This is a genomic window from Bacillus cereus, assembly GCF_002561295.1.
Classification (GTDB): Bacteria; Bacillota; Bacilli; order Bacillales; family Bacillaceae_G; genus Bacillus_A; species Bacillus_A cereus_S.
In genome coordinates this window covers 40,719-62,168 of sequence record NZ_NTUG01000021.1, presented here as the reverse complement: position 1 = coordinate 62,168, position 21,450 = coordinate 40,719, and the positions used below count along the sequence as shown (strand labels likewise).

Below are 21,450 nucleotides of genomic sequence, written 5' to 3'. Positions count from 1 at the left end.
CTTTTATTTTTTGTTATAGTAAAGGATAAGAGAATTTAAAGATGGAGGAAGAAAGAGATGAAAGTGTTGCATATGAATGTTGGAGCAGAAGAAGGTGGCGGAAAAACGCACATTATTTCACTTTTGTCGCAATTCCCAAAGGATGAAGTTGAACTACTTGTATTTGAAGAAGGCGCAATGGCTAGGGAAGCAAGGGTACTTGGAATTAAGGTGCATGTTTTTTCGCAATCATCTCGTTATGACATATCAATTCTTTCCAAAATACGTATGTTTATTAATGAAGGAAACTTTGATATTGTACATACGCATGGCGCACGCGCGAACTTTTATCTTTCTCTTCTAAAAAGAAAGATATGTGCAAAATGGGTAACAACGGTTCATAGTGATCCAACTCTTGATTTTATGAAGCGAGGTTTAAAAGGTTGGATTTTTACAAAGTTAAATTTACGTTCTTATAAGAAGGTTGATTTGTTTTTTGCAATTACAGAACGTTTTAAAAAAAATACGGTAGCACTTGGTGTACCAAAAGATAAAATTTGTACCATTTATAATGGGATTGAATATGACAATATGCCAGCAAGACCTTATAATATGAAAGATAAATTTGGCATAGAAGAAGGAGTATTTACGGCGATTCAAGTAGCTCGTCTTCATCCTGTAAAAGGGCATAATGTTTTACTTGATGCCTTACAAAAACTCACGATTCCTAACATAAAAGTATTGTTAGTTGGTGATGGACCGATTGAAGCGGAGTTAAAAGGAGCAACCAAACAAAAAGGTTTAGAAGATAAAGTTTTGTTTTTAGGGCACCGTTCGGATGTAAAAGAATTATATGCATCCGCTCATATTAATTTATTAACTTCTTATAGTGAAAGCTTCCCGCTTGTATTGTTAGAAGCTGCAAATCAACGTTTAACGTCTATTGCAACAAATGTTGGTGATATGGAGCAGTTAATCGTTGATCCTACTTATGGATGGATTGTGCCAACAGGTGACGCAGACGCATTAGCAAGTGCGTTAGAGGAAGGCTATAAGAAATGGGTAGATGGTGAACTGGCATTGATGGGTGAACGTTTGTATAAGCATGCTTCTTCGCACTTCTCATTACGAAACTTATATGAAGATACTTATAGAGCATATCAAAAACTTTTATTGAAATAGAGAGGATTTATAATTATGGTAGTACAAACAGTTGATATTTTAGGTGTTCCTTTCTCTACAATGACAATGGAAGAGACAATTCGATATATCATGAAGCAGTTAGAATTAGAACAGACTCATACATTTCAAGTCGTAACAGCGAATCCAGAAATTGTAATGTGTGCGAAAAAAGATCCAAGTTTTCATCAAACACTTTTGAAAACAGATTTAATTACACCAGATGGTATCGGCGTTGTAAAAGCAAGCGGCATGTTAGGTACACCAATAAAAGAGCGTGTAGCTGGTTTTGATTTAATGAGTGATTTATTTGGGACGTTGTCGGAGGAGAATAAATCTGTATCTGTTTTTTTACTAGGAGCAAAACCACATGTCGTGAAGGCTGCTGCTGATCATTTAACTAAAACATATTCAGCTGTATCTATTGTAGGGATACAAGATGGCTACTTCAAACAAGAAGAGGAAGAAGGAATTGTTTCTCGTATCCAAGAAGCAAAGCCTGATCTATTACTTGTAGCGCTTGGATTCCCAAGACAGGAGAACTTTATTCAAAATAATAAGCATCGTTTGCAAGCGAAGATAGCTGTAGGCGTGGGTGGTAGCTTAGATGTTTGGGCAGGAGAAGTAAAACGTGCCCCAAAATGGATTCAAGCTATTCATTTAGAATGGTTTTACCGTCTATGTAGCAACCCTACGCGTTGGCGTCGTCAGCTTGTATTAGCTGAATTTCTAAAAGAAGTAATGCGTTCGAAAAAGTAGCGAAATATCGCTACTTTTTTTTATGTAAATATGGATGGAAAGACCAACGTAAAACCATTCCTTTTAGGTGGTAGAGAGAATCCACCGGTGGATAGAAGCGGTCAGTTCCTTTTTTAGCCCCATGCCATGTGAAAACAGAAGGGGAAAATGAGTGGAAGTTTCTTTTGGGTTTTCATAGCCGCGATTTATATGTTGGAAAATCAAATTGGATGTATATATTCGGGGAAATTTGTGAAGTATTTCTCGTTAATAAGGGAGGCTTCTTATGGGAAATTTAAAATAAAACCTTACAAGTAGGTGTAGAAATAAAGTGAAACTTTCATCAATAGAGGGCTTTATCTCTCGTGTTTCTCTTTGAATATTGAGGTGAGGGTCTTAATGATCCTAAATAGTAAGGTAAAAGTGTTTTACTTATGTAATGCACACATGTAAAATGATGTGTAAAGACACCTGTGTAAGGAGGACTTCTTGTGGGGAAGGTAAAAGAAATCTCAAAGCGCAAGCTTCTTGGAATAGCTGGGCTAGGTTGGTTATTTGATGCAATGGATGTTGGGATGCTATCATTTGTCATCGTGGCACTACAAAAGGAGTGGGGACTAAGTAGTCAAGAGATGGGATGGATAGGAAGCGTTAATTCTATTGGGATGGCTGTTGGGGCGCTTGTATTTGGAATACTAGCAGATAAGATGGGAAGAAAATCAGTCTTTATTATAACGTTATTATTATTTTCTATTGGTAGTGGTTTAACTGCATTAACAACAACATTGACTATGTTCCTCCTATTACGTTTTTTAATCGGCATGGGTCTTGGTGGGGAATTACCAGTTGCTTCGACGCTTGTATCCGAGAGTGTTGAGGCGCATGAACGTGGGAAAATTGTTGTCTTATTAGAAAGTTTTTGGGCAGGTGGTTGGTTAATTGCGGCTTTAATTTCTTATTTTGTCATTCCGAATTACGGTTGGCAAGTAGCGATGGTATTAAGTGCGATTCCAGCGATTTATGCACTATATTTAAGATGGAATTTACCAGATTCACCAAGATTTGAAAAGGTTGAGAAGAGACCATCAGTTATTGCAAATATTAAGGCAGTATGGTCTGGAGAATACAAAAAAGCAACGATTATGCTATGGATTTTATGGTTCTGTGTAGTCTTTTCTTACTATGGCATGTTTCTTTGGTTACCAAGTGTAATGGTGTTGAAGGGATTTAGTTTAATAAAAAGTTTCCAGTATGTATTAATTATGACATTGGCACAACTTCCAGGGTATTTTACTGCGGCATGGTTTATTGAACGCCTCGGCCGTAAATTTGTGTTAGTTACGTATTTAATTGGTACAGCATGCAGTGCATATGTCTTTGGGATAGCTGAATCGCTGACGACATTGTTAGTAGCAGGAATGCTATTGTCCTTCTTTAATCTAGGAGCATGGGGGGCGCTATATGCATATACACCTGAGCAGTATCCGACAGTAATTCGCGGTACTGGTGCTGGTATGGCTGCAGCATTTGGCCGTATTGGAGGTATCCTTGGGCCGTTGTTAGTAGGTTACCTTGTCGCTTCGCAAGCTTCTCTTTCTTTCATCTTCACAATCTTTTGCAGTTCCATTTTAATAGGGGTGCTTGCAGTGGTTGTGCTTGGTCAGGAAACGAAGCAGCGAGAATTGGTATAACAAAGGAAGGGGGTCGAAAAGACTTCCTTCCTTTGTTATTAAGAGATAGAAAATATGGGTAGAAAAAGGGATTATTTCTTACCAAAGAGAATGTATATAACAAGACATATGGACAAAAGAACTAGGTGGTTGGGCAGATGAAAATTTTACTTATCATGAAAGAGGAAGAAAATAGGCATCAATTAATTGAGACGTTTACCGAAAACATAAGAAATGTAGAGTGTTTTGAGGCGGAAACAGGAATGAAATCTTTACAAGCGGCAAAAAAATACACTCCGGATTTCATTTTTTTAGATACACAATTACAGGATGGAACAGGATTTGAATTCTCTAGTTTATTGCAACAATTAAGTAGTGATACGAAGTTTATTTTTATTGGTGACAATATAGAAGAGGCTATAATGGCTTTTCGTTTTCAAGCGTTTTATTATTTACTACGACCTTTTCGTACTGAAGATTTGCAATTTCTTTTGCACAGAATAGAGCAAGAAAAAGGAAAGAGTATCAAAAATCATTTGCGCAAACTTTCGATCGAAAGTCATGAAGGAATTACATATCTTTCCCCAGAGGATATTGTATATGTAAGTAAAAATAAAGAGAATAAAACGGTCTCGATATATACAACGAATAATCAATATATTTCAACGTATACACTCCAAGAATTGGAAAATAAATTAACGGCATATGATTTTTTGCGCGTTCATAAAAGTTATTTAATAAATACTATGTATGTTCAGGAACTAAAGCCTTATTATAATGGAACTTATAATCTTTATTTGGAAAGGTATAATGAGCAGCCAATTCCTGTTAGCCGAAATTATGTAAAACGACTTCGAAATAAAATAGAGTTATGACAAGTCGTGGGTAAATTTCAACATGTTAACATGAGAATCCTTCATGATAAGGAGGGTTTGATTAAAAAATTCAGAAAATTTAGTACAATCTCACCTAAGCAATAATAATGGGAGGGATTGTATGTGAAGGCATTTAAGTCCATTTTACTTTGGGGTGTAATCGCAGCGTTAGGAGCAGTGGGGTTTGGTGTAATTGCTTTATCACAAGGCGAAACGATTAATGCTGTATGGTTATTAGTTGCAGCAGTTTCTGTATATGCGGTTGCGTATCGATTTTATAGTAGATTTATTGCACAGAAAGTATTTGAATTAGATAATAATCGACAAACACCTGCTGAGACGCTAAACGATGGGAAGGATTATGTTCCGACGAATAAATGGGTATTATTTGGACATCATTTTGCAGCTATCGCTGGAGCCGGACCATTAGTTGGACCGATTTTAGCGGCGCAGATGGGGTATTTACCAGGAACAATTTGGATTATTGTTGGAGTTGTAATTGCTGGGGCAGTACAAGATTTTGTTATTTTATTTGCTTCAATGAGACGTAATGGAAAATCACTAGGCGAAATGATTAAAGATGAAATTGGTCCTGTAACGGGATTGATTGCGATGATTGGTATTTTAGGTATTATGATTATTTTATTAGCGGTATTAGCTTTAGTGGTTGTGAAAGCACTTGTTGGAAGTCCTTGGGGAATGTTTACAATTGCAGCGACAATTCCGATTGCAATTTTAATGGGCGTTTACATGCGTTATATTCGCCCTGGACGCGTTGGTGAGGGCTCCGTTATCGGTATTATTTTACTTCTATTATCCCTTGTAGGAGGACAGTATGTAGCTGAGAACCCTACGCTTGCAAGTATGTTTACTTTTAATGGTGAAACAATCGCGATTATGCTTATTGTATATGGCTTTATTGCGTCTGCCTTACCAGTGTGGATGCTTCTTGCTCCACGTGATTATTTAAGTACATTTTTAAAGGTTGGGACGATTGTAGGGCTTGCAATTGGAATTTTAATTGTAGCACCAGACTTACAAATGCCAGCTGTGTCTAAGTTTATTGATGGAACAGGTCCAGTATTTTCTGGGAACCTATTTCCATTTTTGTTTATTACAATCGCATGCGGGGCTGTATCAGGATTTCACGCTTTAGTTTCTTCTGGTACTACGCCGAAGATGATCGAAAGAGAAGGACATGCTCAGCCGATTGGTTACGGGGCAATGTTAATGGAGTCATTCGTTGCAGCGATGGCAATGATTGCAGCTTGTGTATTAACACCAGGGACGTATTTTGCAATTAACAGCCCAGCGGCTCTTATTGGAACAGATGTCTCGCAAGCGGCGCAAGTGATTTCTTCCTGGGGCTTTGCAATTACACCAAATGAATTAAAAGAGCTGGCTGTAAATGTTGGTGAACAAACGATATTATCAAGGACAGGTGGTGCACCAACGCTAGCAATTGGAATGGCGTATATCTTTTCACAAGTAATCGGTGGAACGGCAATGATGGCATTTTGGTATCATTTTGCTATTTTATTCGAGGCGCTATTTATTTTAACTACAATTGATGCGGGTACACGTGTAGGACGATTTATGATTCAAGATATTTTAGGTCATGTATATAAACCGTTTGCGAAAACGGATTCTACACTAGCTAATGTTATTGCAACAACGTTATGTGTGTTAGGATGGGGATACTTCTTATATCAAGGTGTAGTCGATCCACTTGGTGGGATTAATACATTGTGGCCACTCTTTGGCATCGCCAACCAAATGTTGGCGGGTATTGCGTTATTACTCGGAACTACAATATTGTTCAAGATGGGGAAAAAGGCATATGTGTGGGTTACACTTATCCCAACGGTTGGCTTGTTAATTGTGACAATGACAGCTGGCTACCAAAAATTATTCCATGAGAATCCGAAAATTGGATTTTTATCGCATGCGAAAGTATTTCAAACGGCTTTAGATGAAGGGAAAATATTAGCACCGGCGAAAAATGTAGCGCAAATGAAACAAATTATTTTCAATGACTATATTGATGCTACGCTTTGTGGGATTTTCATGTTAGTTGTAATAGCAGTTCTTATTTCGGCTATTCGTATATGGATTAAGGTGTTGCAAAATAAAGCGACACCATTAAAAGAAGCACCATATATTTCAAGAGATGAAAGTGAGTCGAGAAATTATGCTTGAAAAATTTAGGCGAGTGTGGAAAATAAGAAAGCAATTTATTAGTTTACTCGTTGGAGTACCAAGCTATGAAACGTACGTTACTCATATGAAGAAGCACCATCCAGAAGAAACGATTTTATGCCAGAAACAGTTTTTTGCTGAGGCACAAGAAGCTAGATTTAATGCAAAAGGTGGAAAAATATCAAGATGTTGTTGAAGAGAAGGAGCGATTCGTCGCTCTTTTTTTCGATTTTTGTTGTTTCACGTGGAACAGCAAAAATGGGGAAAAGCAGGATTAAGAGATATGTGTATGTTAGCATAATAAAAAACAAGCTATCGAAATAGCTTGTTTTTTAATTTATCCCGCATTCACTGTCTGTAAAAGTCCGATTGGTGCGGGCTGATTAAAGTTTCATTTTATTATACAAGTTCTTTGTTAGCAGCAAATTTACGATATGCACCGTGATGTGTTGGTCCTACATATTCGTTAATTTTGAATGAATGACGGATTGCAGCAGTGATGAAATCTTTTGCGATTGCTACAGCTTCTTTTACAGGTTTACCTTTTGCAAGTTCTGCTGTAATTGCTGCAGAGTATGTACAACCTGCACCGTGCGTATTTGTTGTATCGATTTTTTCTGATTCTAGAAGATCGAATGTTTCCCCATCGTACAATACATCGATTGCAGTTTCTGTACCTAGTTTACTACCACCTTTAATTAGTACATATTTTGCACCTAAAGCATGGATTTTTTTCGCAGCTTCTTTCATGTCCTCAAGGGAATTAATTTTCACACCACTTAGTTGATATGCTTCAAATAAGTTTGGTGTAACAACTAATGCTTTTGGAACAAGTACATCGCGTAAGCAGTCATTTGTTTCAGGATGTAATGCTTCATCTGCGCCTTTACAAACCATAACTGGATCTACTACTACATTTTGTAGATTATGCTTTTCAATTGTTTCAGCAACCATTTCAATAATCTCAACAGATCCAAGCATACCTGTTTTTAAAGCATCAACACCAACACCTTCAATTGTTGTTGCTAATTGTGGTTTGAGTGTAGAAGCAGGAATAGGGAATACGTTATGAGCCCATCCGTTATGCGGATCCATCGTTACGATTGTTGTAAGAGATGTCATTCCATATACACCAAGTTCTTGGAACGTTTTTAAATCCGCTTGTATACCAGCGCCGCCGCTTGTGTCAGAACCAGCGATTGTAAGTGCCTTGTTTAATGTCATTGAGAAAGCCCCCTTAGGTGATATAATGAAAACTACATTTTTAACCATTATATCAATGTTGTGAATAAGTACAAAGTGAAAAAGTAGTTAACTTGATTGAAAAGATATTGAATTTGTTACAATAGGAAATGAAAATATTGTATATAGGAGACAATTTATGTTTCAAGGGAATCGTATAAGTGAATTAGCTATATTAAAAGAAATTGCAGAAACATTAAATACATCCAATGATACATACCACGTGTTGCAAGCGGTCTTAGAAAAATTATTGCATGTAACAGGGTTAACAACAGGATGGATTTTTCTTGCTGATGCGAATGGTAGATATACAAAATTAATTGATTATCATTTACCGGCAGCGCTCGCGTTTCAAAATAAACGACCGATGTGTGAAGGAGAATGCTGGTGTTTGCGCCGCTTTGTGGAAGGAAAATTAGAGCGGGCAGTTAATATTATTGAATGTAAACGAATTAACACCGCGGTTGAAAATAATTGGGGAGATACAGAAGGGATTCTTCATCATGCAACAGTTCCTTTAAAGGCTGGCGGGGAGGATTTTGGTGTTTTAAATGTTGCAAGTCCAGGGAAAACGCATTTTTCTGAAGAAGAACTTATGCTATTACAATCGGTCGCCCTGCAAATTGGGACAGCTTTAAAACGAACGAAATTATATGAAAATGAAAAGAAACGTGCTCATTATTATGTGAAACTAGAGCAGTTTATTCAGGAGTTAAGAAAAATTCATAAGTTAAATACATTACCAGAGGAAGTTGTAAAACAAGTGGGAGATGTATTTCAGTGGGAGAAAGTTGCGTTTTTTATAAAGGAAGAACAGAACTTATCTATGCGAGCTTTCTATAAGGAGCGTACATTACAAGAAGATTCGAGTTTAGAGAGTGTGGCAAAAGAAGTAATAGAAAAGAAGCGACCTGTTTTAATGAAAAGACAAGTTGGAAAAGGCATTCATCCTAACGGTTCTATTATTGCAGCTCCAATACATATTCGAAATCATGTGTTTGGTGTTTTGTGTGTGAATTCCAACAATGGTGAGTTTGATACAAATACTGTAGACGTACTTCAATCATTAACGAATCATGTTTCATTAATGATTGAGAATTTGCGGTTAAATGAGCAGCGGCGTGAACTTGCTCGAATGGAAGAGCGAAACCGTTTGGCAAGGGATCTGCATGATTCAGTTTCACAAAAGTTATTTTCATTAACCTTCATGACAAAGGGAGCAGAAGCTGTTTTGAAGGGACAAAATGAAAGAGTAGATCAGTCTCTTCATGAGATGAGAGAGCTAGCGCAAGGGGCTTTAAAAGAAATGCGGACACTTATTTGGCAACTTCGCCCAGCAGGGTTAGAAAAAGGCTTGTTACCCGCCTTAAAGCAATATGGAGAGAACTTAGGATTGAATATTCGTGAACAAGTTAAAGGTGTGCGCGAGTTACCACGTGTAGTGGAAGAAACATTATGGCGAATTGGACAAGAAGCTTTAAATAATGTGAGTAAACATGCGGGGGTAACGGAGGCGACAATGTATTTGAAAGTAACAGAGAAAGAAGTGTCCCTAGAGGTAGTGGATTACGGACTTGGCTTTACAGAAAAAGATATAAAAGAGAGAAAATCGCTCGGTATGACAACGATGCGTGAACGTACAGAGTTACTTGGTGGATGTATTACGATTACAAGTGAGGAAAAGCGAACGAGTGTAAAAGTCATCATACCATTATAATGCCATGTGAAAATGAGGGAAATTTGTGAAGATAAAAGTATTGTTAGTCGACGATCATACGGTTGTTTTAAAAGGATTAGCGTTCTTCTTAAGTACACAAGAAGACTTAGAATTAGTGGGAGAGGCGAATAATGGACAAGAAGCGTTAATGAAAGTAGAAGAAACACAGCCCGATATTGTTTTAATGGATTTGTATATGCCAGAGATGGATGGAATTGAGGCAACTGCATGTATTAAAAAAGAATATCCAAATGTGAAAGTACTTGTATTAACTAGTTTTTCAGATCAAGCACATGTGTTACCTGCTTTAAAGGCTGGGGCAAGTGGATATATATTAAAAGATGTTGAACCAGATCAACTAGTAGAAGCGATTCGTAGCGCATATAAAGGAAATATTCAACTTCATCCGGACATAGCCAGTAGCCTTCTTTCTCAAACATTGCCGCAAGAAGAGGCAGAGGTACCATCAAATATCCATGTAGATGTACTAACCGCAAGAGAGAATGAAGTGTTACAGCTTTTAGCAAAAGGGATGAGTAATAAGGAGATTGCATCTGTTTTAGTTATTACAGAAAAAACAGTAAAAGCACATGTGAGTAGCATTTTAAGTAAGTTGCAGTTATCGGATCGTACACAAGCAGCTTTATATGCAGTGAAAAATGGAATTGTATAAGACAAAAGTCGTAGGACTAAGTTCGCCTTTAGGAGGCGGACTTTTTTTATGAAAAGATACGTCTATGTGAGGAAGAAATGAAAGGGATGAGAGTATAGAATATATTTGTAAGCAACAACAATTACAAGTGATATCCCTTTTTAGCGAGTAAATAATAAACAACGTAAGAGTGAGTACTAGGAGGAAAATAAACATGACAACGGTTTTATTCGTAAAGGCTAACAACCGCCCAGCGGACCAAGCAGTTAGCGTGAAATTATATGAAGCATTTTTAGCAAGCTATAAAGAATCACATCCAAATGATACAGTAGTAGAGCTTGATTTATATAATGAAGAATTACCATATGTAGGCGTTGATATGATTAACGGTACATTTAAAACTAGTAAAGGGTTTGACTTAACTGAAGAAGAAGCAAAAGCAGTAGCTATTGCTGATAAATATTTAGATCAATTCCTTGCAGCTGATAAAGTAGTGTTTGGTTTCCCATTATGGAACTTAACAATTCCAGCGGTACTTCACACATATATCGATTACTTAAACCGCGCTGGAAAAACATTCAAATATACATCGGAAGGTCCTGTAGGGCTTATTGGTGATAAGAAGATTGCATTATTAAATGCACGTGGTGGCGTATATTCTGAAGGACCAGCAGCTGGTGTAGAAATGGCTGTTAAATATGTAGCAAGTATGATGGGCTTCTTTGGTGTAACAAATATGGAAACAGTTATTATTGAAGGTCATAATCAATTCCCAGATAAAGCAGAAGAGATTATTGCAGAAGGTCTTGAAAAAGCTGTGAAAGTAGCAAGCTCGTTTTAATTAAAATATAATCGTCACTCAAACATAGCAAGTACCCTTGCAGTATCAACGTTTTTAAGACGTTGGTATTGCTTTTTTATCATTTTAACCGAGAAGACCCCCTCCTCTAAACGAAGTGAAGGTGGGGGATGAATCGGTTTTTTCTTTTTAAAGAAAACGTCTCTTTTTGTAGAACGTATGTTTGAGTTGGTTTATAATGATCTTATCAAATAAAAGAAGGTGAGAACAGGTGAAGAAAGCGTATTTTTCGAAACGGATCTACAAGATAGATTTGCCGCATGAAATGGTAGATGTATTGGCAGAGACAATCGAAANNGCATTACAAAAACTATATGAAAAGCAAACGCAAGAGAAGCTTAAGAAACTCAAGAAAAAGTTGAAACAAGAACGGACAAAACTAACAAATCTTCGCAAAATCAAACAAAGTTGTGTGAAAGGAGCGCTGACGTTTCCGAAAAACACCCGCTTCGAGAAGCACAACAACCTCATCTCCTTATCTCGTAAAAAATACACCTTAATTTGGCTAAATGAATATTTGTTTGAACACCAATACTTAGATGTTCAAATCAAAAGAATTCAGGCGAAAATCGGTCATCTCACTCATAGACAATCCCGTTTAACGCAAAAACTTTCATCCGATCAAACGAATATTCCAAGCGCAGTATTTGGAAGCAAAAAACTGTTTCGCTCGCAATTTACCATCCGCGAGTTTGTACGTAACCATGACAAATGGAAAACAGTATTTTCTCGTGCTCGAAATAAACAACTGATCCTATCTGGCCGTAAAGATGCCAAACATGGAAATTTTGTATTTCAGTATGTGCCGGCGACAAAAGAATTATGGATGACGACAAGTTCTGGGAAAACACTTATGTTTCCAGCTGTTATGTTCCCGCATGGGCAAGAAAAAATTGAAGAAGTAATCACAACTCAATTACAGTGTAAGAATAAGAAAAAGCATGGCAAACCAATTGCATGGTCTGTGGAAGACTATGGTTCCTATTATATTGTGAAATGTTTAGTCGATGTACCGGAAAATCCACACACGAATTACAGCACATCAGATGGTGTCATCAGTGTAGATTGTAATCTTGAGCATTTTGCTTGGGCAAATGTAACGAAGGATGGAAATTACAAAGGAAGTGGTTCCCTCCGTTTTGCTACCATGGGGAAATCTACAGGGCATATCACAAAAATCATCGAAGTGGAAGCCATTCGCTTAGTGGACTTAGCGGAGCGGTATAACAAACCAATTGTACTAGAGAAATTAGATACGACCCAATCGAAAACTGGGGATCGTTACGGAAATAAGCGAGCGAATCAAATGAAGAGTATGTTTGCGTATGAGAAGATGACAAGTGCGATCCGCAGTCGTGCAGATAAAAGAGGCGTGGCTGTCTTTCAAGTGAATCCCGCTTACACTTCAATCTCCGGAAAGATGAAATACATGCGGAAATTCGGTATCTCTATTCATCAATCCGCGGCTTTTACAATTGGTCGCCGGGGATTAGGATATAAAGAGAAAGTGCCTAAGGTATTGCAGCCTTATATTCCAAATAAAGAAGCACATCACTGGAGCCATTGGCATCAATTAAACAATCGATTAGATATTAGCACGCATCATTTCTATCAGCTATACGACGTAGATCAGCCGACAGAAGTCTTACAAATCGAACGGTTACACTTGTTTGAAAATGAAAAGAAAAAACTAGCAAAAATATTTGCATGATAAAAAAAGAACACTTTGTCCCAGATTTTTACGCTTCTTACCAGAGCAGATAACAAGTCTAGGAACTGGATGCATGATAAAGTGTTCTAGCCTCGATATAAGAAAAAGTAGTTGTACCTATTGTGTTTGCCTTTCGTCGGAAGATGGAATAGGTCGTCTTACATTCCATACAGACACTACCGAACTCTATATCGTTGTATCCTCTTTGTTGAACGGGAGGAACTGTTTTTGCCCGAGCAGAAGCAGGAGAATCCCCCACCTCAAGCTCGTTTAGAGGTAGGTGGGGGGAGTTCAATTAAGGAGTATGGCCAAGAAGTTGATGGACCTTTGTTTGAACAGAATTATCGAAGGTATTTAGAAGAAGGGAATCAGCTTATTGATGGAGCTTTTGAGTTCGTACAACAGCTTCAAAGCAAATATGACTTATATATTGTTACAAATGGTGTTTCTAAGACACAGGAGAAACGTTTATGTAATTCAGGATTACATTCACTCTTTAAGGATATTTTTGTTTCGGAAGACACAGGCTACCAAAAGCCGATGAAGGAATACTTCGATTATGTTTTTGCAAGAATTCCTAATTTTTCTGTGGAGAAAGGGTTAATTATCGGTGATTCCTTAAGTGCAGATATTAAAGGTGGGCAGTTAGCAGGATTAGATACTTGCTGGTTTAATCCGGGAAGGAATTCGAATCGAACGGGGATTGTACCAACCTATGAAATACAGAGTTTTGACGAGTTATATGAGATTTTAAAAGGATAGTTGAAAAAGAATTTTTATTTGTAAAAATAAACACTCTTTGTTCAAAAAGCAAGTACTACCACTTTATAGTGACGGTACTTGCTTTTTATTTGCTTATTCTGTTATTTGGTATTTTCAAGAGCTGCTTGTTTATTCTCAATACTGTTAGGGAGTGGGAATAAATTACCAATCATTGCAGCGCCAAGCATTGGTAATAGTAAATTGATTGGGAAAAACATAAGTAATAATAGGGTAATAGCAATTGGTTTTCGCAGTGCGTAGCTTGAAATGGCTGTCGTCACGGTAGCTACAGCAGCAAGTGGATCTACCGGTATGACAGTGGCCATCGCATATCCAATACTTGCGCCAGAAAAGATAATCGGAAAAATATGTCCACCACGCCAACCTGTATTTAGACAAACTGCCGTTATACATAATTTTAAAATGCCTGAAAGAAGTAACATCCAAAATGATAATTCTGTCCATTCATGTACGAGTTCTTTTAATTGATGTTCTCCTGAAAACATTGTATATGGGAGATAAGTTCCAGCAATCCCTAAAAGAATACCGCCAATAATCCCTAATGTTACCTTATATTCTTTAAAAGGATGTACGATTTTCTCCAATGTATGTTCGATCTTGAAATAAAAGTAGCCTACACTAGCTCCTATACAAGCAAGTGGTAAAAAGGCAACCCACTCACGAAGGGCAAAAGATCCCTCTCCAAAGTTAACGATAAAAGATCCTCGATTATCAAATTTACTCAGGAGTAAATAAACAGAAAAACCAGCAAACGTAGTAGCGGCATATACAATAGCCTTTTTTCCTTTAGAAACTTCAGCAAGTCGCTCATTCTCATTTTCATTTGGTGCTAAATAGCCGAATAACGGTGCATTAAAAATAACACTTAAAGTAGCACCAATCCCAATTTCTGTTAGCCCCTGCATTCCTTTTACAGCAAACTGAAAGCGATCGCCAACCCACGTACAAAGCCCACCTATAATCCCAACAAGTGCTGCTTCGGGCCCTAAACTTGCCCCAAATGTTAAAACAATAACGGCTGTTAATGTAGCTTTATGTACAAATCGGTATTCAATTCTACCCGTTTTCTTATATTCAGCCATTACCTCTGGCATTAAACGCGGGTATGTACCAAAGTATTTTTGTGATAGTCCGATAAGAATACCACCGATTGTTGTTATACAAATTGTGTAATAGGATGGTAATGCGAATTCTGTCGGTAAATATTCCCATACGAAATGAATTCCAGCATTAGTGACAACTAAAAATAACCAGACTGTAGCACCAACGATAGAACCTAGAAACATACCATACAAGGTGAGTAAATAGTGTGTATTTCTTCTAATAGTCAATTTTTATGCCTCCTCTATTTATACGTTATTATGAAAGGTTAGGGATTCTGGTACGAAAAGAATGAATTGAATATGCATATTATTTTTTAAAAAGAGTTACTTATTCAACATATATTACAAAATTTATTAGTATTATTTCTTTTGAATAAGCGAAATACAAGGGATGTTTAAAGGTTTTACTCACATAGAGATGATCATGCATATGTCATGTGCTGAAGTAAACGTAGATTGTCTAAAGTACTATTGTAATCTCTACGAGAATTGTATACTAGTACAAGTTAACATACACATTAGATTTAGGGGGTTTCTTGTTTGATTTGTGAGTTGAAAGAACAAGCGCTTGATGAACTTGATGGAAAATGGGGATTGGCGGTAGGAGCTACGTTGTTCATTATATTTCCTTTCGTATGGTTTTGGGGATGGAGCAGGATAATAGAATCGTTTATGATAGATATTATTGTAATAGTAATGATTGGGCCTTTAACTTTAGGTGCTTACTATCTGGCCTTAAATACAGTTCGTGAAAAGGCAGTTGGAATTGGGCAATTATTTAGATGGTGTAAAGCGGTCAAGAAGTTTATTAAATCAATTTTAATACTTGTATTAATGGATATCTATATTACCTTATGGACAATGCTGTTTATCATTCCGGGAATTGTTAAATTGTTTTCTTACACTATGACCTTCTTTATTTTAAACGACCATCCAGAATTTTCAATGAACCGAGCTATTACTGAAAGCCGCCGTATAATGAAAGGGCATAAGAGGGAGTATTTCTTAATATGTTTAAGCTTTATCGGCTGGTTTATATTAAGTATCGTTACTTTCGGAATCGGTTTCTTATGGTTAATTCCATATTTTTATACTACGAAAGCGGCGTTTTATGAGAAAGTTTCACAAGACTATTATAAAAGAAAATATTTTGTAAACATTCAGAAAAATAATTGACATTAGGAAATTATTGCTATAAAATCAACGTTAATTGCATAGTCTTATCAAGAAAAGGTGGAGGGACAGGCCCTATGAAACCTTGGCAACAGCCGTATAGCGGAATTGTGCCAAATCCTGCAGGTAATAAACCCTGAGAGATAAGAAAGAGCCTTTAGAGCGTGTTTTCAAACTGCTTCTTTCTTGTTCGGGAAAGAAGCAGTTTTTTTATTTTTTATAAAAGAAAGGAGTATAGAAAATGAGTGAATCATGGGGAAGAGGAACAATTTGTGTGCAAGGTGGTTATACACCGAAGAATGGTGAACCGCGTGTTTTACCGCTTTATCAAAGTACGACGTACAAATATGATACGTCAGATGATTTAGCAGCACTTTTTAATTTAGAGGCAGAGGGTTACATTTATACGCGTATTGGAAATCCGACACTAGCAGCATTTGAACAAAAGTTATCCGATCTCGAAGGTGGAGTTGGAGCTGTTGCAACAGCCTCTGGTCAAGCGGCTATTATGCTTGCTGTTTTAAATATTTGTAGTAGTGGTGATCATTTGCTTTGTTCTTCAACCGTTTATGGGGGAACTTTTAATTTGTTTGGGGTAAGTCTACGTAAACTAGGGATTGATGTTACCTTCTTTAATCCAAATTTATCTGCTGATGAAATTGTGGCACTTGCAAATGACAAAACAAAGTTGATTTATGCAGAGTCCCTGGGGAATCCAGCGATGAATGTTTTAAATTTTAAAGAGTTTTCGAAAGCTGCAAAAGAAATAGAAGTACCTTTTATCGTGGATAATACATTGGCGACACCATATTTGTGCCAAGCGTTTGAACATGGGGCAAATATTATTGTGCATTCTACAACGAAATATATTGATGGTCATGCAAGTTCATTAGGCGGAATTGTTATCGATGGCGGAAATTTTGATTGGACAAATGGAAAATATCCAGAGCTCGTCGAACCAGATCCAAGTTATCACGGTGTAAGTTATGTGCAGAACTTTGGGCAGGCGGCATATATTGTGAAAGCGCGCGTTCAATTATTAAGAGACTATGGTAACTGTATGAGCCCATTCAATGCGTATATTAGCAACATTGGTTTAGAGACATTGCATTTGCGAATGGAGCGTCATAGTGAAAATGCTCTTGCAGTGGCGAAGTGGCTTGCTAATCATGATCGTATTGAATGGGTGAATTATCCGGGGTTAGAGAGTAACGAGAATTATCCTCTAGCGCAAAAGTACCTGGCAAAAGGGGCAAGTGGTGTTTTAACATTTGGAATTAAAGGAGGATTAGAATCTGCGAAAGAGTTTATTGCAAATGTAAAACTAGCAACGCTTGTAACACACGTAGCGGATGCAAGAACATGTGTCATCCATCCTGCTAGTACAACGCACAGACAGTTAAATGAAGAAGAGCAGCGTTTGGCGGGTGTTTCATCGGATTTAATTCGCTTATCAGTCGGTATCGAAGATGTGTCTGATATTATTGCGGACCTAGAGAAAGCGTTAGTTGGAGGCAAAGCGCATGCCGATCATTGTTGATAAAGATTTACCTGCCCGTAAAGTATTGCAAAAAGAGAATATTTTTGTGATGACAAAAGAGCGAGCGGAAACACAAGATATACGTGCTTTAAAAATAGCAATTTTAAACTTAATGCCAACAAAACAGGAAACAGAAGCACAATTACTCCGATTACTCGGTAATACACCACTTCAATTAGATGTGCATTTGCTTCATATGGAGTCTCACATCTCTCGTAATGTAGCTCAAGATCATTTAACAAGTTTTTATAAAACATTTCGTGATATTGAGGGAGAAAAATTTGATGGTCTCATTATTACAGGGGCGCCAGTTGAAACACTTCCTTTTGAAGATGTAGATTATTGGGAAGAACTTGGACGTATAATGGAGTACTCAAAAACAAATGTAACATCTACATTGCACATTTGTTGGGGGGCGCAGGCTGGTTTGTATTATCATTATGGCGTTCCAAAATACCCACTTGAAGAAAAGATGTTTGGTGTATTTGAACATGAAGTACATGAGCAGCATGTGAAATTATTGCAAGGATTCGATGAACTCTTTTTTGCACCGCATTCACGTCATACGGAAGTGCGTGCATCTGATATTGAAAAAGTACGAGAATTGACTTTACTAGCAACGTCAGAAGAGGCAGGCGTTCACCTTGTTATGGGGCAGGAGGGGAAGCACGTTTTTGCTCTTGGTCATAGTGAATACAGTTGCTATACGTTAAAAGAGGAATATGAACGTGATAAACAAAAAGGGCTCAATATTAAGGTGCCCCAAAACTATTTTAAACATAATAATCCATCTGAAGATCCAATTATAAGGTGGCGGAGTCATGGAAACTTATTATTTTCAAATTGGTTAAATTATTATGTATATCAAGAAACCCCTTATCTTTTATAGGATGGTCATTATATAACACGTGGCAACGTTTTCTTTGTAAGGGCTACTCTTTATTTTTCTAAATGTTCAAAATACATTGTTTTTCAGAATTTTAACTTATATAATGGCATCTAAATACAATTTTCTAGAGGGGTGGACAGTATCATGAATGAAATTCAAGTAGGCTTATTAGGCCTTGGAACAGTTGGCAGCGGTGTAGTTCGTATTATTACGGATCATCAAGAACGATTGATGCACCAAGTTGGTTGTCCAGTGAAAGTAACAAAAGTATTAGTGCAAAATATTGAAAAAGAGAGAGAGGTCCAAGTACCCTCTACTTTATTAACGAAAAATGCGAATGAAATTATAGATAATCCTAATATTGATGTTGTCATTGAAGTGATGGGCGGTATAGAGGAAGCGAAAGCTTATATTTTAAAAGCTTTGAAAAATGGTAAACATGTTGTTACTGCTAATAAAGATTTAATGGCATTGCACGGAGCAGAACTTTTGACGGTGGCAAAAGAGAATCAAGCTGATTTGTTTTACGAGGCGAGTGTAGCCGGAGGGATTCCGATTCTGCGCAGCATCGTAGAAGGACTTTCTTCCGACCTGATTACGAAAGTGATGGGAATCGTGAATGGAACAACAAACTTTATTCTGACAAAAATGTCTGACGAAGGGAGAGCGTATGACGACGTGTTAAATGAAGCGCAGCAGCTTGGATTTGCGGAAGCAGATCCAACATCAGATGTTGAAGGTTTAGATGCAGCAAGGAAAATGACGATTTTGGCTACTCTTGGTTTTTCTACAAATGTAGAACTTGGAGATGTGAAGGTGAAAGGGATTACTTCCATTACGGAGGAAGATATTGCGTATAGTAAAAGCTTAGGATACACAATTAAATTAATTGGGCTTGCAAAGCGCGATGGTGAAAAGTTAGAGGTAACAGTTGAACCAACGTTACTTCCGAATACACATCCTCTTGCAGCTGTTCAAAATGAATATAACGCCGTGTATGTGTATGGTGAAGCGGTAGGAGAAACGATGTTTTATGGGCCTGGTGCAGGAAGCTTACCAACAGCGACAGCAGTTGTTTCTGATTTAGTCGCTGTAATGCAAAATGTACGCCTTGGTGTAACTGGAAATAGTGCAGTTTCTCCGCAATATGAGAAGGTATTAAAAGAGCCAAATGAAATTTTTGTGAAAAAGTTTTTACGTTTACATGTAAAAGATGAAATTGGTGTGTTTGCAAAACTTACATCTTTATTCTCCGAACGAGGTGTGAGCTTTGAGAAAATTATTCAAATGCCACTTGGTGAGAAAGGAAAGGCTGAGATTGTTATCGTAACGCATCGTGCATCACTTGCAGACTATGAATATATTTTACATACACTGAGCACATACGAAGAAGTAGGTTGTGTAAAAGCAAACTATCGAATCGAAGGAGATGCTAAGTAATGTGGAAAGGCTTGCTTGCTGAGTATGAAGAGTTTTTACCTATTACGGAAAAGACACCACCCTTAACATTGCATGAAGGTAATACACCACTTATTTTACTAGAAAACCTTTCAAAGCAGTGGGGCGTAACAATTTACGGGAAAATAGAAGGGGCGAATCCAAGCGGTTCCTTTAAGGATCGCGGTATGGTAATGGCGGTAGCGAAAGCGAAAGAAGCGGGGAGCGGGGCGATTATCTGTGCATCTACGGGTAATACGTCTGCATCTGCAGCAGCTTATGCAGCTAGGGCAGGGCTATCATGCATCGTCATTATCCCGAATGGTAAGATTGCATACGGAAAGTTAGCGCAAGCCGTCATGTACGGTGCTGAGGTTATAAGTATTGATGGGAATTTCGACCATGCTTTGCAAATTGTGCGTAAGTTAAGCGAATTATCACCTATTACACTTGTAAATTCCGTTAATCCATACCGAATTGAAGGGCAAAAAACAGCTGCATTTGAGATTTGTGATGCGCTTGGAAAGGCACCGGATATTTTAGCACTTCCAGTTGGGAATGCAGGCAATATTACAGCGTATTGGAAAGGTTTCAAAGAGTATCATGAAAGACTTGGTACGGGTTTACCAAAGATGCATGGATTTGAAGCTGAAGGAGCTGCGGCGATTGTACGCGGACATAAAATAGAGGAGCCAGAAACAATCGCGACAGCCATTCGCATTGGGAATCCGGCAAGTTGGAAGCAAGCCGTCCTAGCTACAGAACAATCTCGAGGTAAAATTGACGAAGTAACAGATCGTGAAATTCTTGAGGCATATGAATGGTTAGCGAAGTACGAAGGGATCTTTGCAGAACCTGCTTCATGCGCTTCTCTTGCAGGTGTTTATAAACAATTGCAAAGCGGTGGGATTGCAAAAGGAAGTCAGGTTGTAGCGGTATTAACAGGTAACGGTTTGAAAGATCCGAACACCGCTATTGATACGAAAAAAATTCAGCCGAGTGTATTACCAAATGATGAAAAGGTTGTTTTTGATTATATTCAGAAAGCTGTCTTTCAGTGAAATAGATGAAGCCTATTGAGCATGATGCTCAATAGGCTTTTTTATGTTGAGGATGTTTGTACCAATCTGAATAAATGCTTGAATAATCCAGCCTGTTGTAAAGGAAAGGATAATGGTTCCGAAGTAAATAGGCCCATCTAACAAGAAACTGAGTGTTAAAAATAAAAAGGCTAATGAAATTTCCGTGCGGCGAAATGTCCACTTTTTCTTTTCAGCCATGGTTAAGACAAATGCTTCTTGCGGTGCAGCACAAAGCTGTGAAGATACATAAATACCAATTCCAGCACCTACAAATAGATTTCCACATATAAGTGTTATATATTTTGGAAGAGAACGGATTAAATTCATAATGGCATCGATAGAACCAATCCAATCAACAAAAACAGAAATAAGAACCATAGTAACAATTGTTCCGACTGTAATATGCTTTTTATTTAGAAAGAGCACAATAAGTGTAAAAACAAAGTTAATCATAAAAATCCAAAAGCCAATACTAATTCCAAAGTTTTGATATAGGGCAATGAAAAATGAATCATAAGGGCTAAGGCCAAATGAAGTAATAGTTGTCATCATATTAATTCCAAGAGATAGGATGAGTAGTCCACTAATAAAAAATATATAGTCTAGTTTTAGACGTATCATA

At 37.5% G+C, this 21,450-nt stretch carries 18 protein-coding genes, 1 pseudogene and 1 riboswitch; of the genes and pseudogenes, 16 read left to right on the top strand and 3 right to left on the bottom strand.

The window, feature by feature from the left end:
• Nucleotides 1-57: 57 nt before the first annotated feature.
• The 6 genes from CN373_RS14325 to CN373_RS14295 all read left to right on the top strand — a co-directional run bounded on the left by CN373_RS14325 (nucleotide 58) and on the right by CN373_RS14295 (nucleotide 6,836).
• The gene (locus tag CN373_RS14325; protein WP_098359572.1) at nucleotides 58-1,161 is read left to right on the top strand and encodes a glycosyltransferase family 4 protein; all 1,104 of its coding nucleotides are present in this window, start codon (nucleotides 58-60) and stop codon (nucleotides 1,159-1,161) included.
• A gap of 15 nt (nucleotides 1,162-1,176) precedes the next feature.
• Entirely contained in the window at nucleotides 1,177-1,917 is a 741-nt protein-coding gene (locus tag CN373_RS14320) for a WecB/TagA/CpsF family glycosyltransferase (RefSeq protein WP_000261472.1), read from the top strand.
• A 470-nt stretch (nucleotides 1,918-2,387) separates the two neighbouring features.
• Entirely contained in the window at nucleotides 2,388-3,587 is a 1,200-nt protein-coding gene (locus tag CN373_RS14310; RefSeq protein WP_098359571.1) for an MFS transporter, read from the top strand.
• A gap of 137 nt (nucleotides 3,588-3,724) precedes the next feature.
• The gene (locus CN373_RS14305; RefSeq protein WP_098359570.1) at nucleotides 3,725-4,441 is read left to right on the top strand and encodes a LytR/AlgR family response regulator transcription factor; all 717 of its coding nucleotides are present in this window, start codon (nucleotides 3,725-3,727) and stop codon (nucleotides 4,439-4,441) included.
• 123 nt (nucleotides 4,442-4,564) lie between these two features.
• Nucleotides 4,565-6,640, top strand: a complete 2,076-nt coding sequence (gene cstA / locus CN373_RS14300) for a carbon starvation protein CstA (RefSeq protein ID WP_000642952.1) — start codon at nucleotides 4,565-4,567, stop codon at nucleotides 6,638-6,640.
• Complete coding sequence (locus CN373_RS14295) at nucleotides 6,633-6,836, top strand: YbdD/YjiX family protein (RefSeq protein WP_098359602.1); 204 nt, start codon at nucleotides 6,633-6,635, stop codon at nucleotides 6,834-6,836. The genes cstA and CN373_RS14295 overlap by 8 nt, the downstream gene beginning before the upstream one ends.
• A 203-nt stretch (nucleotides 6,837-7,039) precedes the next feature.
• On the opposite strand, the gene pdxK is transcribed toward CN373_RS14295, so the two are convergent.
• Nucleotides 7,040-7,864, bottom strand: a complete 825-nt coding sequence (gene pdxK, locus CN373_RS14290) for a pyridoxine/pyridoxal/pyridoxamine kinase (RefSeq protein ID WP_098359569.1) — start codon at nucleotides 7,862-7,864, stop codon at nucleotides 7,040-7,042.
• A 157-nt stretch (nucleotides 7,865-8,021) separates the two neighbouring features.
• Between pdxK and CN373_RS14285 the strand changes: the two genes are divergently transcribed.
• From CN373_RS14285 to CN373_RS14265, 5 genes and pseudogenes are all read left to right on the top strand, one after another.
• Nucleotides 8,022-9,599, top strand: coding sequence for a GAF domain-containing sensor histidine kinase (locus CN373_RS14285; RefSeq protein WP_098359568.1), 1,578 nt, complete (start codon nucleotides 8,022-8,024; stop codon nucleotides 9,597-9,599).
• A 25-nt stretch (nucleotides 9,600-9,624) separates the two neighbouring features.
• Nucleotides 9,625-10,272, top strand: coding sequence for a response regulator (locus tag CN373_RS14280; protein WP_000695814.1), 648 nt, complete (start codon nucleotides 9,625-9,627; stop codon nucleotides 10,270-10,272).
• Between the two features lie 193 nt (nucleotides 10,273-10,465).
• Nucleotides 10,466-11,092, top strand: a complete 627-nt coding sequence (locus tag CN373_RS14275; protein ID WP_000214300.1) for an FMN-dependent NADH-azoreductase — start codon at nucleotides 10,466-10,468, stop codon at nucleotides 11,090-11,092.
• Between the two features lie 229 nt (nucleotides 11,093-11,321).
• Nucleotides 11,322-12,821 (top strand): IS200/IS605 family accessory protein TnpB-related protein, encoded by a 1,500-nt coding sequence (locus tag CN373_RS14270; RefSeq protein ID WP_098359567.1) that lies wholly within the window; start codon nucleotides 11,322-11,324, stop codon nucleotides 12,819-12,821.
• A gap of 297 nt (nucleotides 12,822-13,118) precedes the next feature.
• Nucleotides 13,119-13,583 (top strand): annotated as a pseudogene (locus CN373_RS14265) (YjjG family noncanonical pyrimidine nucleotidase); the annotation flags it as partial.
• A 101-nt stretch (nucleotides 13,584-13,684) separates the two neighbouring features.
• On the opposite strand, the gene CN373_RS14260 reads toward CN373_RS14265, so the two are convergent.
• On the bottom strand, nucleotides 13,685-14,890 hold the full coding sequence (locus tag CN373_RS14260) for a chloride channel protein (RefSeq protein WP_002058598.1): 1,206 nt from the start codon (nucleotides 14,888-14,890) through the stop codon (nucleotides 13,685-13,687).
• A gap of 357 nt (nucleotides 14,891-15,247) precedes the next feature.
• On the opposite strand from CN373_RS14260, the gene CN373_RS14255 reads away from it, so the two are divergent.
• The 5 genes from CN373_RS14255 to thrC all read left to right on the top strand — a co-directional run bounded on the left by CN373_RS14255 (nucleotide 15,248) and on the right by thrC (nucleotide 20,807).
• Nucleotides 15,248-15,883: a DUF975 family protein gene (locus tag CN373_RS14255; RefSeq protein WP_000562826.1), complete on the top strand. Its 636-nt coding sequence runs from the start codon at nucleotides 15,248-15,250 to the stop codon at nucleotides 15,881-15,883.
• Nucleotides 15,884-15,924: 41 nt separating this feature from the next.
• Nucleotides 15,925-16,030: riboswitch (SAM riboswitch) on the top strand.
• A gap of 91 nt (nucleotides 16,031-16,121) precedes the next feature.
• The gene (locus CN373_RS14250; RefSeq protein WP_098359566.1) at nucleotides 16,122-17,420 is read left to right on the top strand and encodes a bifunctional O-acetylhomoserine aminocarboxypropyltransferase/cysteine synthase; all 1,299 of its coding nucleotides are present in this window, start codon (nucleotides 16,122-16,124) and stop codon (nucleotides 17,418-17,420) included.
• On the top strand, nucleotides 17,404-18,309 hold the full coding sequence (gene metA, locus CN373_RS14245; RefSeq protein WP_001121818.1) for a homoserine O-acetyltransferase MetA: 906 nt from the start codon (nucleotides 17,404-17,406) through the stop codon (nucleotides 18,307-18,309). Before CN373_RS14250 ends, metA begins: the two co-directional genes overlap by 17 nt.
• Nucleotides 18,310-18,453: 144 nt before the next feature.
• Nucleotides 18,454-19,749, top strand: coding sequence for a homoserine dehydrogenase (locus CN373_RS14240; protein WP_098359565.1), 1,296 nt, complete (start codon nucleotides 18,454-18,456; stop codon nucleotides 19,747-19,749).
• Entirely contained in the window at nucleotides 19,749-20,807 is a 1,059-nt protein-coding gene (gene thrC, locus CN373_RS14235; protein ID WP_000265456.1) for a threonine synthase, read from the top strand. Before CN373_RS14240 ends, thrC begins: the two co-directional genes overlap by 1 nt.
• A 12-nt stretch (nucleotides 20,808-20,819) precedes the next feature.
• Here the strand turns inward: thrC and CN373_RS14230 are convergent, their stop codons facing one another.
• Entirely contained in the window at nucleotides 20,820-21,449 is a 630-nt protein-coding gene (locus CN373_RS14230; protein WP_033664367.1) for a YczE/YyaS/YitT family protein, read from the bottom strand.
• Nucleotide 21,450: the final 1 nt, after the last annotated feature.

Bases quoted from the DNA above. Each gene is read 5' to 3' on its own strand.
- CN373_RS14325 (WP_098359572.1), top strand. From the start codon at position 58: ATGAAAGTGTTGCATATGAATGTTGGAGCAGAAGAAGGTGGCGGAAAA.
- CN373_RS14320 (WP_000261472.1), top strand. From the start codon at position 1,177: ATGGTAGTACAAACAGTTGATATTTTAGGTGTTCCTTTCTCTACAATG.
- CN373_RS14305 (WP_098359570.1), top strand. From the start codon at position 3,725: ATGAAAATTTTACTTATCATGAAAGAGGAAGAAAATAGGCATCAATTA.
- CN373_RS14295 (WP_098359602.1), top strand. From the start codon at position 6,633: ATGCTTGAAAAATTTAGGCGAGTGTGGAAAATAAGAAAGCAATTTATT.
- pdxK (WP_098359569.1), bottom strand. From the start codon at position 7,864: ATGACATTAAACAAGGCACTTACAATCGCTGGTTCTGACACAAGCGGC.
- CN373_RS14285 (WP_098359568.1), top strand. From the start codon at position 8,022: ATGTTTCAAGGGAATCGTATAAGTGAATTAGCTATATTAAAAGAAATT.
- CN373_RS14275 (WP_000214300.1), top strand. From the start codon at position 10,466: ATGACAACGGTTTTATTCGTAAAGGCTAACAACCGCCCAGCGGACCAA.
- CN373_RS14260 (WP_002058598.1), bottom strand. From the start codon at position 14,890: ATGTTTCTAGGTTCTATCGTTGGTGCTACAGTCTGGTTATTTTTAGTT.
- CN373_RS14250 (WP_098359566.1), top strand. From the start codon at position 16,122: ATGAGTGAATCATGGGGAAGAGGAACAATTTGTGTGCAAGGTGGTTAT.
- metA (WP_001121818.1), top strand. From the start codon at position 17,404: ATGCCGATCATTGTTGATAAAGATTTACCTGCCCGTAAAGTATTGCAA.
- CN373_RS14240 (WP_098359565.1), top strand. From the start codon at position 18,454: ATGAATGAAATTCAAGTAGGCTTATTAGGCCTTGGAACAGTTGGCAGC.
- thrC (WP_000265456.1), top strand. From the start codon at position 19,749: ATGTGGAAAGGCTTGCTTGCTGAGTATGAAGAGTTTTTACCTATTACG.
- CN373_RS14230 (WP_033664367.1), bottom strand. From the start codon at position 21,449: ATGATACGTCTAAAACTAGACTATATATTTTTTATTAGTGGACTACTC.